The 13,921-nt window shown below is 72.6% G+C and carries 11 protein-coding genes and 3 pseudogenes; 9 read left to right on the top strand and 5 right to left on the bottom strand.

The features are described 5' to 3' along the window. Window positions 1-5: 5 nt before the first annotated feature. From EMA09_RS23715 to EMA09_RS23725, 3 genes are all read left to right on the top strand, one after another. Window positions 6-914, top strand: a complete 909-nt coding sequence (locus EMA09_RS23715; protein WP_129843005.1) for an aminoglycoside phosphotransferase family protein — start codon at window positions 6-8, stop codon at window positions 912-914. Window positions 915-1,037: 123 nt separating this feature from the next. After that, window positions 1,038-1,388, top strand: coding sequence for a hypothetical protein (locus tag EMA09_RS23720; protein WP_129843006.1), 351 nt, complete (start codon window positions 1,038-1,040; stop codon window positions 1,386-1,388). Window positions 1,389-1,527: 139 nt separating this feature from the next. Next, complete coding sequence (locus tag EMA09_RS23725; protein WP_129843007.1) at window positions 1,528-1,992, top strand: hypothetical protein; 465 nt, start codon at window positions 1,528-1,530, stop codon at window positions 1,990-1,992. Window positions 1,993-2,079: 87 nt separating this feature from the next. Here EMA09_RS23725 and EMA09_RS23730 read toward each other — a convergent pair whose 3' ends face one another. Further along, entirely contained in the window at window positions 2,080-3,609 is a 1,530-nt protein-coding gene (locus tag EMA09_RS23730; RefSeq protein ID WP_129843008.1) for a UDP-N-acetylglucosamine 1-carboxyvinyltransferase, read from the bottom strand. Window positions 3,610-3,737: 128 nt separating this feature from the next. Between EMA09_RS23730 and EMA09_RS23735 the strand changes: the two genes are divergently transcribed. Beyond that, window positions 3,738-4,727, top strand: a complete 990-nt coding sequence (locus EMA09_RS23735; RefSeq protein ID WP_129843009.1) for a DUF1648 domain-containing protein — start codon at window positions 3,738-3,740, stop codon at window positions 4,725-4,727. A gap of 1 nt (window position 4,728) precedes the next feature. Beyond that, window positions 4,729-5,115 (top strand): GntR family transcriptional regulator, encoded by a 387-nt coding sequence (locus tag EMA09_RS23740; protein WP_129843010.1) that lies wholly within the window; start codon window positions 4,729-4,731, stop codon window positions 5,113-5,115. Window positions 5,116-5,634: 519 nt separating this feature from the next. On the opposite strand, the gene EMA09_RS23745 is transcribed toward EMA09_RS23740, so the two are convergent. Beyond that, window positions 5,635-6,240, bottom strand: a complete 606-nt coding sequence (locus EMA09_RS23745; protein WP_129843011.1) for a class F sortase — start codon at window positions 6,238-6,240, stop codon at window positions 5,635-5,637. A 13-nt stretch (window positions 6,241-6,253) separates the two neighbouring features. After that, a complete protein-coding gene (locus tag EMA09_RS23750) occupies window positions 6,254-6,985 on the bottom strand; it encodes a DUF4142 domain-containing protein (RefSeq protein ID WP_240796534.1) in 732 nt (243 codons plus the stop codon). 883 nt (window positions 6,986-7,868) lie between these two features. Here EMA09_RS23750 and EMA09_RS29115 point away from each other — a divergent pair. After that, window positions 7,869-8,183, top strand: a complete 315-nt coding sequence (locus EMA09_RS29115; protein ID WP_240796535.1) for a hypothetical protein — start codon at window positions 7,869-7,871, stop codon at window positions 8,181-8,183. 10 nt (window positions 8,184-8,193) lie between these two features. Here the strand turns inward: EMA09_RS29115 and EMA09_RS23760 are convergent, their stop codons facing one another. Beyond that, window positions 8,194-8,706 (bottom strand): GNAT family N-acetyltransferase, encoded by a 513-nt coding sequence (locus tag EMA09_RS23760; protein WP_240796714.1) that lies wholly within the window; start codon window positions 8,704-8,706, stop codon window positions 8,194-8,196. Beyond that, a pseudogene (locus EMA09_RS23765) lies at window positions 8,706-9,271 on the bottom strand (XRE family transcriptional regulator). The gene EMA09_RS23760 and the pseudogene EMA09_RS23765 overlap by 1 nt, the downstream one beginning before the upstream one ends. Window positions 9,272-9,509: 238 nt before the next feature. On the opposite strand from EMA09_RS23765, the pseudogene EMA09_RS29325 reads away from it, so the two are divergent. The 3 genes and pseudogenes from EMA09_RS29325 to ngcE all read left to right on the top strand — a co-directional run. Further along, window positions 9,510-10,673: pseudogene (locus EMA09_RS29325) on the top strand (aconitase family protein); the annotation flags it as partial. Between the two features lie 8 nt (window positions 10,674-10,681). After that, window positions 10,682-12,226: pseudogene (gene acnA / locus EMA09_RS29330) on the top strand (aconitate hydratase AcnA); the annotation flags it as partial. 261 nt (window positions 12,227-12,487) lie between these two features. Continuing rightward, on the top strand, window positions 12,488-13,900 hold the full coding sequence (gene ngcE, locus EMA09_RS23775; protein ID WP_129843014.1) for an N-acetylglucosamine/diacetylchitobiose ABC transporter substrate-binding protein: 1,413 nt from the start codon (window positions 12,488-12,490) through the stop codon (window positions 13,898-13,900). Window positions 13,901-13,921 lie beyond the last annotated feature (21 nt).

Here is a 13,921-nt window from a genome sequence, read left to right on the forward strand (position 1 = left end):
AGCACATGAACCCACCCGCACGTGCCCTGCCGGGCGGTTATGCGCCCCACGAGATGCTGGATGTCCTGCGCCAGGCCTGCGTGGCGGTCGGATTGGACAGCACGGACGCCGTGCTGTTGCGCGGACAGACAAACGCCGTGATCCGGCTGGCTCACCATCCGGTTGTCGTCAAGATCGCCCGTCGGGGCACCGACGGGCAGCGGGTGCGGCGGACCGTTGACCTCGTGCGGTGGCTCATGGGGCAGGGTTTTCCCACCGTGCCGCTTCATCCGGTGGAACAGCCACTGTCGTTCGACGGCCACGCGGTGACGTTCTGGACGTATCTGCCGCAACCCGGAGCCGGCGGTGTCCCGGCCGTCGCCATGGCACCGGCACTCCGCACTCTGCACCGGCTCCCGAAGCCACCGGCTCCGCTGCGCGATCTGGACAACGTGGCGGCCATCCGTGCCTCCATCGCTGCCACGGAGGCACTCACCGGGGAGACACTGGACTGGCTTGCGGCACGCCTGGAGCAACTCGCCTTGAGTCTCGGACGGGTAGAGTACGCACTCCCCGCGAGCATCTGTCACGGAGATCCGCAGCACAACAATGCCCTCTTCGCCGAGAAGCATGCCGTGCTCAGTGACTGGGACACCGCTGCCTGGGGGCAACCCGAATGGGACCTCGTCACCGTCGAGATCCACTGTCGCCGCTTCGGTTACGAGCCGGACCACTATCGTGCGTTCGCTGACGCCTACGGATTCGACGTGCGGGAGTGGCCGGGGTACCGCACCCTGCGAGAGATCCGTGAACTGCGGATGATCACGACCAATGCCCGCAAGGTGCCGCAGGCCCCCGCCACATTGCCCGAGATCGAACGCAGAATCGCGGGTCTTCGCGCCGGGCACCTGGGGGCGCGATGGCAGATTCTGTAAGGCGGGCCGCCCAGTTCGCCAGCACCACCGATCCGGTTTCGCGCCCTGGCTTGATGGCCCACGGGTGCCCCTTTCGTGCGTGGTGCGTCCTACGATGAGGGGACGTTTCGGATCCGGGAGAGCATGGGCTATCGAGAGCGGCGCGTCGCGCTGATCGCCAAGCACGCCGCGCCGCACCTGCAGCCCGGCGAGCAGATCCAGACGGGTTTCATCGCGTCCAGTTCTGCGCGTTTCAGCGTGCGTGTGTGGACCTTCGTGGCGACCGACCGCGCGATCCTCATCGTGAGCCGCGGCGGCGTCCAGCGCCTCCCGCGCGACATATGGTTCGGCGCACCGTCGGGGATGTACCACGGGATCGTGCTCGACCGCGCGTACAAGGTGCACAGGGACTACTTCGCGGAAGTCAGGGCGGCCGACGAAGCACTGCGCGACATGCAGTTCCGCAGCGCCCCACCGGACCCCGACCACCCCTGACCCGGTTCCGTCGGGTCGTCGGCCGGGGCCCTGTCCGTTGTGGGACGCCCCCTTTCACGGCATGATTCAACAGTCAATCAAGGCTGTTGCTCCGACATCCCGTCCATCCGTGTGCACCACCCACAGGAAGGCAGTCGGCATGAAGCTCCGCATTCCCGGAACCGGCACGGCAGGCGCGGTGGCCCTCGCCGTGGGCGCACTGGTCATGGCCCCGGCGGCCTCGGCCGTCGATCCCACCACCGCCGACGCCCCGACAACGTGCTCCAGCCAGGCTTCCGGCCGAGCGACGATCGAGGCCCGGCAGGACGGCACCTCCGTGACGTTCAACGTCTCCACGCCCGTGGTGTGGGCATCCCACTACATGCCGGCCGACTTCATGGAGACGACCCTGACGCTGTCCACGGCGGACGGCGATGAGGTGACCTTCAGGGGAAAGTCCAACCCGCCCATGATTCTCGGGGACGGCTTCGACTCCGGCCCGCTGACGGGCACTGTCGCCCCGGGCGAGGTGCTGGAGGCCGAGTCCTTCACGTTCGAGTTCCTGACGTTCCGAGTGGACTGCACGATCACTGCACCGCAGACGCCGGGACCGTTCGTCTTCTGAGCACGTGCGCGAGGCCGTCACAAGCCGCCGCACCCACCGCTGCGCCTCATACGCGGAGGCCAGGGCGGGTGCGGCGGCTTTCCTGGGTCAGATGTTGCGGAACGTCTCGATCTGGGCGCCCACCGAGTTCAGGCGTTCGGCCAGGTCCTCGTAGCCGCGGTTGATGACGTAGACGTTGCGCAGGACGGACGTGCCCTCCGCCGCCATCATCGCCAGCAGCACCACGACGGCGGGCCGCAGGGCCGGCGGGCACATCATCTCCGCCGCGCGCCACCGCGTCGGCCCTTCCACGAGGACCCGGTGCGGGTCGAGGAGCTGGAGCCGGCCGCCGAGGCGGTTCAGGTCGGTCAGGTAGATGGCGCGGTTGTCGTAGACCCAGTCGTGGATCAGTGTCGATCCGTGGGCCGATGCCGCGATGGCCGCGAAGAACGGGGCATTGTCGATGTTGAGCCCCGGGAACGGCATGGGGTGGATCTTGTCGATCGGCGCCTCCAGTTTCGAGGGCCGGACCGTCACGTCGGCGAGGCGCGTGCGGCCGTTGTCCGCGCGGTACTCGCGGCCGAGGTCGTAGTCGAGCCCCATGCCCTCCAGGACGGCGAGTTCGATCTCCAGGAACTCCACCGGCACCCGCCGGACCGTCAGTTCGGACTCGGTGACGACGGCGGCGGCGATCAGGCTCATCGCCTCCACCGGGTCCTCGGACGGCGAGTAGTCGACGTCACGGTTGATGTCGGGCACGCCGTGGACGGTCAGCGTGGTGGTGCCGACGCCCTCGATCCGCACGCCGAGCTGCTCCAGGAAGAAGCACAAGTCCTGGACCATGTAGTTGGACGAGGCGTTGCGGATGACGGTGATGCCGTCGTGGCGCGCGGCGGCGAGGAGCGCGTTCTCCGTGACGGTGTCCCCGCGCTCGGTCAGCACGATCGGACGCTCGGGGGAGACGCCCCGCGTGACCTGCGCGTGGTACATCCCCTCCGTGGCGGTGACTTCGAGCCCGAACCGCCGCAGCGCCGTCATGTGCGGCTCGACGGTGCGGGTGCCGAGGTCGCAGCCGCCCGCGTACGGGATCTTGAAGTAGTCCATGCGGTGGAGCAGCGGGCCGAGGAACATGATGATGCTCCGGGTCCGCAGCGCCGCCTCCTTGTCGATGGCGTCCAGGTCGAGTTCGGCCGGCGGCACGATCTCCAGGTCGGCGCCGTTGTTGATCCACCGGCTGCGCACGCCGATCGAGCCGAGGACCTCCAGGATGCGGAAGACCTCCTCGATCCTCGCCACCCTGCGCAGCACGGTGCGGCCGGAGTTGAGCAGGCAGGCGCACAGCAGCGCGACGCAGGCGTTCTTGCTCGTCTTGACGTCGATGCTGCCGTGCAGGCGCCGTCCGCCCACCACCCGGAGATGCATCGGGCCGGCGTAGCCGAGCGAGACGATCTCGCTGTCGAGGGCCTCGCCGATGCGCGCGATCATCTCAAGGCTGATGTTCTGATTCCCCCGCTCGATGCGATTGACCGCGCTCTGGCTGGTGCCGAGCGCTTCGGCGAGCTGGACCTGGGTCCAGCCACGATGCTGACGTGCGTCCCGAATGAGCTGTCCGATCCGGGCGAGGTAGTCGTCGATCATGTGTCCGAGCCTATCTCACATATGAGATGACGCATCAGGTGTTCGACTGTTCGGGTGACGACACGCCGTACGGGGGTAGAGTTCTCTTGTTCTAGAACCACCCGAACAACTCGGCATCCGGGGGATCCATGACGCCGCACGCACGGCGAACAGCCGTCGCCGCCATACCTTTTGGCCTCGCCGCAGCCCTCTTCGGCGGGTCGTTCGCACTGTTCTCGCCGCGGTTGCCCGACCGCATCGCCACGCATTTCGGCGGCGCGGGCGGCGCGGACGGTTACCAGGACCGCTGGGCGTTCCTCGCAGCGGGGCTCGCCATCCTGGTCGGCCTCGGTGCCGCGCTCACCATCATGTGCGCGACCGGCTCGGTCCGCCGCTCGCCCGCCCAGCGGTGGCTGGCCGCCGGCAGCGCGGCGACGTCCGGCCTCCTGGCGGTCGGGCTCATCGCCGTCCTGCTGGTCAACCGGGACGCGGCCACCCCGGAGGACGTGCGGCTGCCGCTGTGGTTCCTCGCGGTCATGGCAGCGGCCGCCGCCCTGCTCGGCCTCATCGGCTGGTGGGCGGCGGGACCCGACGCGCCGGCCGACGGCGTGGCGGACGGCGCGGGCGGGACGCGTGCCCTGCGGCTGATGCCCGGGGAGTCCGCGGCGTGGAGCCGGCAGGTCGGTTCCGTCTCCCTGCTGGTCACAGCCGGGGTCTGCGCCGTCGTGGCGGTGGTCCTGTTCGCCCTCGGCCCGTGGGGGAGCGGCCTGACGCTGCTCCTGGCGGCCGTGGTCTGCGGAGCGTTCGGGAGCCTGCGCGTCACCGTGGACGGGCGCGGCCTCACCGTCGGATCGGCGCTGGTGCCCCGCCCGCGCATGACCGTCCCGCTGGAGCGCATCACCGCCGCGACACGCCGGGACATCCGGCCGCTCGCCGACTTCGGCGGCTGGGGCTACCGCATACGGCCGGGCGCCTCCGGCCTCGTCCTGCGGTCGGGCGACGCCCTGTCCCTGCGGCTGCGCAACGGCCGCGAGTTCGTCGTCACGGTCGACGACGCCGCGACGGCCGCCGCCCTCATCGGCGGCCTCATCGACCGGCGCCGGAAGGCCACCCCCGGCACGGGCGGGACGGACGCCTGACGTGCTCTTCCGCATCCAGCACGACTCGCCCGTGCCCCTGGGCGACCAGATCGCCGCCTGTGTGCGCGGCGCCATAGCGGACGGCACGGCGGCCCCCGGCGAACGGCTCCCGCCGGCACGCGGTCTGGCCGCCTCCCTCGGCGTCAACATGCACACGGTCCTGCGCGGCTACGGGCAGCTGCGCGACGAGGGCCTGATCGAGCTGCGCCGCGGCCGGGGCGCGGTGGTGACGGCGGACGGCGCCGCGCGCTCGCGCGCCGGGCTCCTCACGGCCCTCGGCTCGGTCGTCGCGGAGGCGAGGCGACTCGGCATGGCGGACGACGACATCCTGACGCTCGTCAGGTCCGCGCTCGGCGGCGGCAGGCCGACCGGCGAGGGCACGGCCTGACGTCCGTCCGGCCAGGTCGGACGCGGTGCGTCGCGAGACGCCGGGTCACGGCTCCCAGCCGCCATGTGCGTGCGAAGCGCTCTTCGGGACAGCGGCGCGTCGTCGTGTCGTCCGGTACCCCTCGACGGACGAGCCGGCCGCGCGGAGACGTCACTGGCCGGTGCTCGCGGCGGCCCGTCCGGCGCCCTGCCCCGGACGGCCCGTTCGCCGGTCCCGTGGAACCGCCGGCCGCGGCATGCGCCGTACGCCCTCCGTCCCGGGCGGAGGGACGCCCGGTGCCCGGATCGGTCCGCTCGGCCGTGGGGAGCGGCTGCTGCTGGACCCGCCGGTCGGCCGGGGCGTCACGCGCCTTCCGTGGTCCCGGCCCCGAGCGGCGGAGTCACGCCCGCCTCGGCCCGGCCGCCGCCGCCCGGCCGTGGCGGGGGGCTGGCCCGCCGAACGTCGGCCGGCGCGTCCTCACGCCGGCCTTCGCGCGGGCGCGTGGCGGCGCGGGGCCGTTCCGCCCCGACTGCCCCGCCGTCACCCGGGCCGCCGCACCAGCTCCCCGTAGAGCACGAGGTTCCGCGTGTAGCGGCCCGCCTCCCGGTCGTACGTCCCGGTGCAGGTGATGAGCGCCAGCCGGTGCGGCCCCGACGCGTCGAACAGGTCGTCCGGCAGGCCGTCCCACGCGTACGTGCGCCGCGCCGTGATCCGGTACGTGTGGTCACGGCCGTCCGCCGCCGTGACCCGCACCTCGTCGCCCGGCGCCATGCCGGCCAGCGCGGCGAACGCCCCCGGGTTCCCCGCGCGGTCGTCCACGTGCCCGGCGACCAGCACCGTGCCCCTCGCCGCGCCCGGCCGGGCGCCGCCCTCCCACCAGCCGAGTCCGTCCGCCGCCTCCGGCGGCCGCAGCGCCCCGTCGGCCCCGGCCCCGACCGGCAGGACGGGCACCGCCGCACGCCCCGGCAGCGCGAACCGCCGGGGCACCTCACCCGCGCCCTGCCCCGGCACGGCGGAGGGGGCGGCCGCCGGCGGCCGCCCCAAGTCGCGCGGCGTGTCCGGCACGGCGGACGGCGGCGCCGTCGCACCGAACACCAGCAGGCACACGCCCGCCGCCGTCAGCGCCCCCGCCGGTACGCGCCGCACGCCGCGCCGCCGCTCAGTGCCGCGCGGTCCGGCGGTGGAGCAGCCAGGCCGTGCCGCCCGCCGCCGTCAGCAGGACGCCGCCGGACAGCGCGGCCGGCCCGGCCCACCCGTCGCCGCCCGCCGCCGCCGCGGCCGTGCCGTGACCGGCCGGCACGTGCGCCGGGTCGCCGCTCGCCGCGGAGTCGGCCCCGTCGTGGTGCCCGGCCCCGGACGCGCCGTCGTCCGACTCGTGGCAGGTGCCGCCCTCCACCATCGCGAGGTGCTCGGCGACGATCGGCCGCGCGGCCTCGGCGGCGGCCTTCACGTCCGGGTCGGAGCCGTCGGCCAGCTCCTGGTCGATCAGCGCGAGGGTGTCCTCGTGCGCGGCCTCCTGCGTCGTCAGCCACGCCTTGTCGTAGTCCTCGGTGCCGGCCTTGGCCTGCACCTCGGCGAGCTGCTGCTGCGCCTCCTCGGTCGGGGCGTCGGGCAGCTCGACACCGAGGCGTTCCGCGAGGCCGGTGAGGCTCTCGTCGAGGTCCGTGTGGTCGGTGACGAGCCGCTCGCCGAGGTGGCGGACGCACTCGGTCGTCGCGTTCTCCCCGGCGTCCTCACCGGCGGCTATCTCGGCCAGGTTCCCCTGGTGGGCTGCGGTCATGAAGGCCGTGTCCTGGTCGGACAGCGTGCCGTCCGCGCGGGCCAGCCCGGCCGGCGCGCCGATGAGGCAGATGGTGGCGAGCGCGGTCGCGGCCACTCGGGTACGGGTCATCACTCACTCCGTTCGTCCTGCGCGAGATGCGCGGTTCCCCGTGGCAACCCTGGACGCCCGAACGGCCCAACGCCCGCCGGACTCCGCCATTCGGGCGACGCCGCCGAGGTCCCGCGCACGCCGCCCGCGGGGGCGTCAAACGGCCCGCGACGGTGAAAAACCCGTTTACGGGGTGGGCCGTTCGGGCGGAGTCTCGCCGGCATGACCTTCTCGATCCTCGGCCACGACCCCGCCACCGGCCTGACCGGCGTCGCGGTGGCGAGCTGTGTCCTTTCGATCGGGGCACGCGTGCCGGCCGTGCGGCCCGGAGTGGGCGTCGCCGCCGGGCAGGCCGCCTCGGAGCTGTGGCACCCGGCGGCCGCGCTCGACCTGCTGGAACGCGGCGCGGCGCCCGACGCCGCCGTCGCCGCGCTCGCCGCCCTGCCGGACGCGGCGGACCGGCAGTGCGCCGTCATCGACACGGCGGGGCGCGTCGCGGCCTGGACCGGTCCGGCGTGCGCCGACAGCGCGGGGCACCGACTGGGCGAGCACGTCTCCGTCCAGGGCAACACGCTCGCCGGTCCCGGTGTCGTCGCCGCCCTCATGGACGGCTGGGACGCCGCCGCCGGCCGGCCGCTGCCGGAACGGCTCCTCGCCGCGCTCACCGCCGGTGACGCCGCCGGCGGCGACCGGCGCGGCCGGCGCGGCCGGCAGTCCGCCGCGCTGCGGGTGACGGGCGACGACGAACCGGTCGACCTGCGCGTGGACGACTCCCGCGCACCCGTCGCTGACCCAGGGTCTGTCCGGCGGGTCTTGCCTGTCTCGCGACGCCGGCTACGGCACCTCGCTGCGTTGCCGTATCGCGCGAATACGACGGGTATGAGCTGCGATCCGGCGCCTTGCGATGCACCGCATCCGGCGCCGCGAGCCCGCGCCAAGACCCGCCGGACAGACCCTGGCGCGGCTCCTCGACGTGGACCGCGCCCATCGTCACCTGCGCGACGCCATGACGCTGCACCGCGCCGCCGTCCCGCCGGCCCACGCCGCCGCCGGCCACATGCTGCGCGCCGCCGCGCTCGCCCCCGACGACGACCTCATCGCGCACTGGGGTCCCGGGGTCGTCGGCGACCCCGCCGCGCTCCCCCCGGACCTCCGCGAGCTGGCCGGTTCCCTCGCGGCCCGGGTGCCGTGGGTCGCCGGCCTCCCGGCCCGGGGCTGACGGAGCGCCGTCAGGCGATCCGCTTGTGGAAGAACGAGCAGTCCCGCAGGACGCCCGACGGGTCGGCCGCGTAGGCGGGGACGACACCGTGCCGGGTCCAGCCCGCGCCGGCGTAGAGCCGTTCCGCCGGGCTGTCCGTCTCGGTGTCCAGCAGGAGCAGGGTCCGCCCCTCGGCCACCGCCGCGTCCTCGGCCGCCGCCAGCAGCGCGCGGCCGAGCCCCCGGCCCCGTGCCGCCGGCCGCACCATCAGCTTCACGATCTCGGCGCGGTGCCGGCCGTTCGGTTTCGGGCTGCGTTCCAGGCCCACCGTCCCGTCCACGGCGCCGCCGGCGCCGCGGGCGACCCACACCGTGAGCGTGCCGTCGGCCACCGCCGCGCCCCGCGACCGCCACCAGGCGGCGGCCTCGTCCCGGCCGAACGGCGTCACGAAGCCGAGGGACGCGCCCTGCGCGACGACCTCGGCGAACAGGCCGGCGAGCCCGTCCACGGCCGCCGCGAACCCCGCCCCGTCCAGCCGCTCGATCACGGCAGCACCACCACGACGGCGTACCGCGCGGCGTCCGGGCCCGGGCATCTGAAGCGGGATGCCCCCAGAGCCGGAAGCGCAGGCAGTCGCCGGCGGAGAGGGCGTACGCCTCGCCGTCCACCGTGACCTCGAGCGATCCGTCGAGCAGCCAGATGTGCTGCTCCACCCCCGGGACGGGCGGTGCCTCGTAGGAGATGTCGGCGCCGGCGCGCAGCGTGCCCTCGACGACCTCGCCGCGCAGTCCCGGATGCGGTGCCGACACGGCGCGCCGTACGAAGCCGGACGCGTCGTCCCGCCACACCGGCTGCCGCGCCGCGGGTACGAGCTGCGGCGGGCGCGGTTCGACCTCGGCGAGGAGGCGGGACATGGTCCGCCCGTACGCCGAGCAGAGCCGGCCGAGCAGCGCGGCGGTCGGGCTGATCTCGCCGCGTTCCAGGCGCGAGAGGGTCGACCGGCTCACGCCGGTGCGGCCGGACAGCTCGTCGAGGGACCACCCGAACTCGCCGCGCAGTTCGGCGAGCCGTCCCGCGAGCCGTGTCTCGATCTCCGTGCTGCTTCCCATGACGGAGAGGATATCCCGGATCCGGGACGTGGCTGGTCGTCCGGGCGCGGGTGGGCGGCGTGCCGCGGCCGTGGGGATGTACTAGGCTTATCTTGACATCGAGATACCTGGAGACGGCAAGCGGCTGCCGACCGCACCCGCCCGGGGCTTGGTAAGGGTCACCTTAGCGAGCCGCCGCATGGTGCGAACGGCAGGATTGCCGTGCAACGCGCGAAACCATGTGGTGAAGGAGACAGTCGTGTCGGCCAACAGCTTCGACGCACGCGACACGCTCAGGGTGGGCGAGGAGTCGTACGAGATCTTCCGGCTGGACAAGGTGCCCGGCTCCGGCCGTTTGCCCTACAGCCTCAAGGTCCTGCTGGAGAACCTGCTCCGCACCGAGGACGGGGCCAACATCACCGCGGACCACATCCGCGCCCTGGGGAACTGGGACGCGAGCGCGCTGCCCAGCCAGGAGATCCAGTTCACGCCCGCCCGCGTGATCATGCAGGACTTCACCGGCGTCCCGTGCGTCGTGGACCTGGCCACCATGCGCGAGGCCGTCCGCGAACTCGGCGGCGACCCGGCCCGCATCAACCCGCTCGCCCCGGCCGAGCTGGTCATCGACCACTCCGTCATCGCCGACCGCTTCGGCACCGCCAACGCCTTCCAGCAGAACGTCGAGCTGGAGTATGGCCGCAACCGCGAGCGCTACCAGTTCCTGCGCTGGGGCCAGACCGCGTTCGACGAGTTCAAGGTCGTCCCGCCCGGCACCGGCATCGTCCACCAGGTGAACATCGAGCACCTCGCCCGCACCGTCATGGTCCGCGGCGGCCAGGCGTACCCCGACACCCTGGTCGGCACCGACTCGCACACCACCATGGTCAACGGCCTCGGCGTCCTCGGCTGGGGCGTCGGCGGCATCGAGGCGGAGGCGGCCATGCTCGGCCAGCCCGTCTCCATGCTGATCCCGCGCGTCGTCGGCTTCAAGCTCACCGGCGAGCTGCCCACCGGCACCACCGCCACCGACCTCGTCCTCACCATCACCGAGATGCTGCGCCGGCACGGGGTGGTCGGGAAGTTCGTCGAGTTCTACGGCGACGGCGTCGCGGCCGTGCCGCTGGCCAACCGCGCCACCATCGGCAACATGTCGCCGGAGTTCGGCTCCACCGCCGCGATCTTCCCGATCGACGCCGAGACCATCAGCTACCTGCGCCTGACCGGCCGCGACGAGCAGCAGCTCGCGCTCGTCGAGGCGTACACCAAGGAGCAGGGTCTGTGGCACGACCCGGCGGCCGAGCCGGAGTTCTCCGAGTACCTGGAGCTCGACCTCGCCACCGTCGTGCCGTCCATCGCGGGGCCGAAGCGCCCGCAGGACCGGATCGCCCTCAGCGACGCCAAGCGCAAGTTCGGCGAGGACGTGCGCGCCTACCTGCCCAACTCGGACGTGGACGAGGCCGGCAAGGAGTCCTTCCCGGCCTCCGACGCCCCGGCGGTCTCCAACGGTGTCGCGAGCAACCCGGTCACCGTCACCGCCCCGACGGCAGCACGTACGAGATCGACCACGGCGCCGTCACGGTCGCCGCGATCACCTCCTGCACCAACACCTCGAACCCCTCCGTCATGGTCGGCGCGGCTCTGCTGGCCAAGAAGGCGGTGGAGCGCGGCCTGACCCGCAAGCCGTGGGTCAAGACCACCCTGGCGCCCGGCTCCAAGGTCGTCATGGACTACTACGACCGCGCCGGCCTCACCCCGTACCTCGACAAGCTCGGCTTCAACCTCGTCGGGTACGGCTGCACCACCTGCATCGGCAACTCCGGGCCGCTGCCCGAAGAGGTCTCCAAGGCGGTCAACGACAACGATCTCGCCGTCGTGTCCGTGCTCTCCGGCAACCGCAACTTCGAGGGCCGTATCAACCCGGACGTCAAGATGAACTACCTGGCGTCCCCGCCCCTCGTCGTCGCCTACGCCATCGCCGGCTCCATGACGGTCGACATCACGACCGAGCCGCTCGGCACCGACCCCGACGGCGAGCCGGTGTACCTGAAGGACATCTGGCCCTCCGAGCAGGAGATCGAGCAGGTCGTCGCCTCCGCGATCGGCCAGGAGATGTTCGGCCAGAGCTACGCCGACGTGTTCGCCGGCGACGCCCAGTGGAACTCCCTGCCGATCCCGACGGGTTCCACCTTCGAGTGGGACCCGGAGTCCACCTACGTCCGCAAGCCCCCGTACTTCGACGGCATGGGCACCGACCCCGAGCCGGTCACCGACATCGACGGCGCCCGGGTCCTCGCCAAGCTCGGCGACTCGGTCACCACCGACCACATCTCGCCCGCCGGCGCCATCAAGGCCGACACCCCGGCCGGCGCGTACCTCACCGAGCACGGTGTGGAACGCCGCGACTTCAACTCCTACGGCTCGCGCCGCGGCAACCACGAGGTCATGATCCGCGGCACGTTCGCCAACATCCGCCTGCGCAACCAGATCGCGCCGGGCACCGAGGGCGGCTACACCCGCGACTTCACCCGCGGCGGCGAGGTGTCGTTCATCTACGACGCGTCCAGCAACTACCAGGAGGCCGGCATCCCGCTGGTCGTCCTCGCCGGCAAGGAGTACGGCTCCGGCTCGTCCCGCGACTGGGCCGCCAAGGGCACCGCGCTGCTCGGCGTGCGGGCCGTGATCGCCGAGTCGTACGAGCGCATCCACCGCTCGAACCTGATCGGCATGGGCGTGCTGCCGCTCCAGTTCCCGGCCGGGCAGAGCGCCGACGCGCTGGGCCTGACCGGCGAGGAGACGTTCGCGTTCTCCGGCATCACCGCGCTGAACGACGGCGGCGTGCCGGAGACGGTGCGGGTCTCGACCGACACGGGCGTGGAGTTCGACGCGGTCGTCCGCATCGACACCCCCGGAGAGGCCGACTACTACCGCAACGGCGGCATCATGCAGTACGTGCTGCGTTCCCTGATCCGCAAGTGACGGAATGGGCGCGATAAACGGAACAAACGCATGACGCCACAGAGATGAAAGGCGTCAGGAGTTGTCCCTGATGCGCACGACGGGCCGCCCGCGATCACCGCGGGCGGCCCGTTCCGTGTGTCCGGCGCGTATCGACCCGGAATCGTCATCACTTCCGCCCCGAAGGCCTTCTTCCGCACCCGGGAGAAGTGGACTATACCTGTCGGCATTCAGGCCGGACGCCACCGCGCCCGGCCCGCCAGAGGCGAGGGGACGTGAAGGATGCATTCCAGTCCGTACCTCAACCGCAGAACCCTCCTGCGACGCTCGGCCGCCGCCGGCCTGCTCACCGTGCCGGCCGTCGGCGCCCTCGCCGGCTGCGCCGGCGGGGGCAGCGGCGGCGACACGGTCGAGCGCGGCGCCACCTCGGAGACCAACCCGTTCGGCGTGACCGACGCGGAGCTGGAGGTCGTCATCTTCGACGGCGGTTTCGGCGACCAGTACGCGCTGGACGCGGAGGAGATCTACGAGGCGTCCCACGGCAGCGTGGACCACGCCAAGACCCCGGAGATCCAGTCCCGCCTCCAGCCCCGCATGGTCTCGGGCGACCCCCCGGACGTCATCAACAACGGCGGCGCCCAGGCGATGGACATCGCCGCCCTCATCAGGAACGACCAGGTCCACGACCTCACCGAACTCCTCGACGCGCCCTCGCTCGACGACCCGTCCGTGCCGGTCAGGGACACCCTGATGCCCGGCACGGTGGAGGTCGGCCGGTTCGGCGGCGAGGAGATGTACTGCCTGAACTACGCCTTCACCGTCCACGGCCAGTGGTACTCCCGCACCGCCCTGGACCGCCTCGGCGCCGAATACCCGCGCACCTGGGACGAGATGATCGCCCTGTGCGAGGCCGCCAAGGCCGAGGGCATGGCCGGCTGGACATACCCCGGCGTCTATCCGTACTACTTCAACTTCACGCTCTACCCGTTCATCGGGAAGATCGGCGGTCCCGACGTCCTGCGTGCCATCGACAACCTGGAGCCGAACGCCTGGCGCCACGACGCCGTCCGCGCCGCCTTCGCGGCGTACCACGAGCTGACGGCCCGCGGTTACGTGCTGCGGGGCAGCGCCGGGATGACGCACGAGGACGCCCAGGACGAGTGGAACCAGTACCACGCCCTGTTCATCCCGAACGGCTCCTGGGTGGAGAACGAGACCCGCTCCGGCACCCCGGACGACTTCGACATGGCGGTCGGCCCGCCGACCGGCCTCGACGACTCCGACGCGATGCCGTTCGGCACGCTGTGGGCCTCCGCGACCGAGCCGTTCATCGTGCCGTCGGACGCGCCGAACCTCCAGGGCGGCCTGGAGTTCCTGCGCATCATGCTGGGCCGCGAGTCCGCCCGGAACTTCACCGGCCTCGTGTCATCGCTGAGCTGCGTCCGTGACGCGTCGGAGGGGCTCGACCTGCCGCCCGGGCTCACCAGCGCCCGCGAGGTCCTCGCGGCGGCCGGCGACAACGTGCTGATCCCCCGCATCCGCGACTGGTACCGGCAGCTCAACGACGAGGAGATCGGCGGCGCCGTCGCCGCGATGATGGCCGGTGACATCGGCCCGGACGAGGCGATCGACCGCTGCCAGCGCGCCGCCGACGCCGCGGCGCGGGACGACTCCCTCCAGAAGTTCACCCGCTGAGGCGCGGCGTGGACCCGCGTA

The organism is Streptomyces sp. RFCAC02 (assembly GCF_004193175.1).
Classification (GTDB): Bacteria; Actinomycetota; Actinomycetes; order Streptomycetales; family Streptomycetaceae; genus Streptomyces.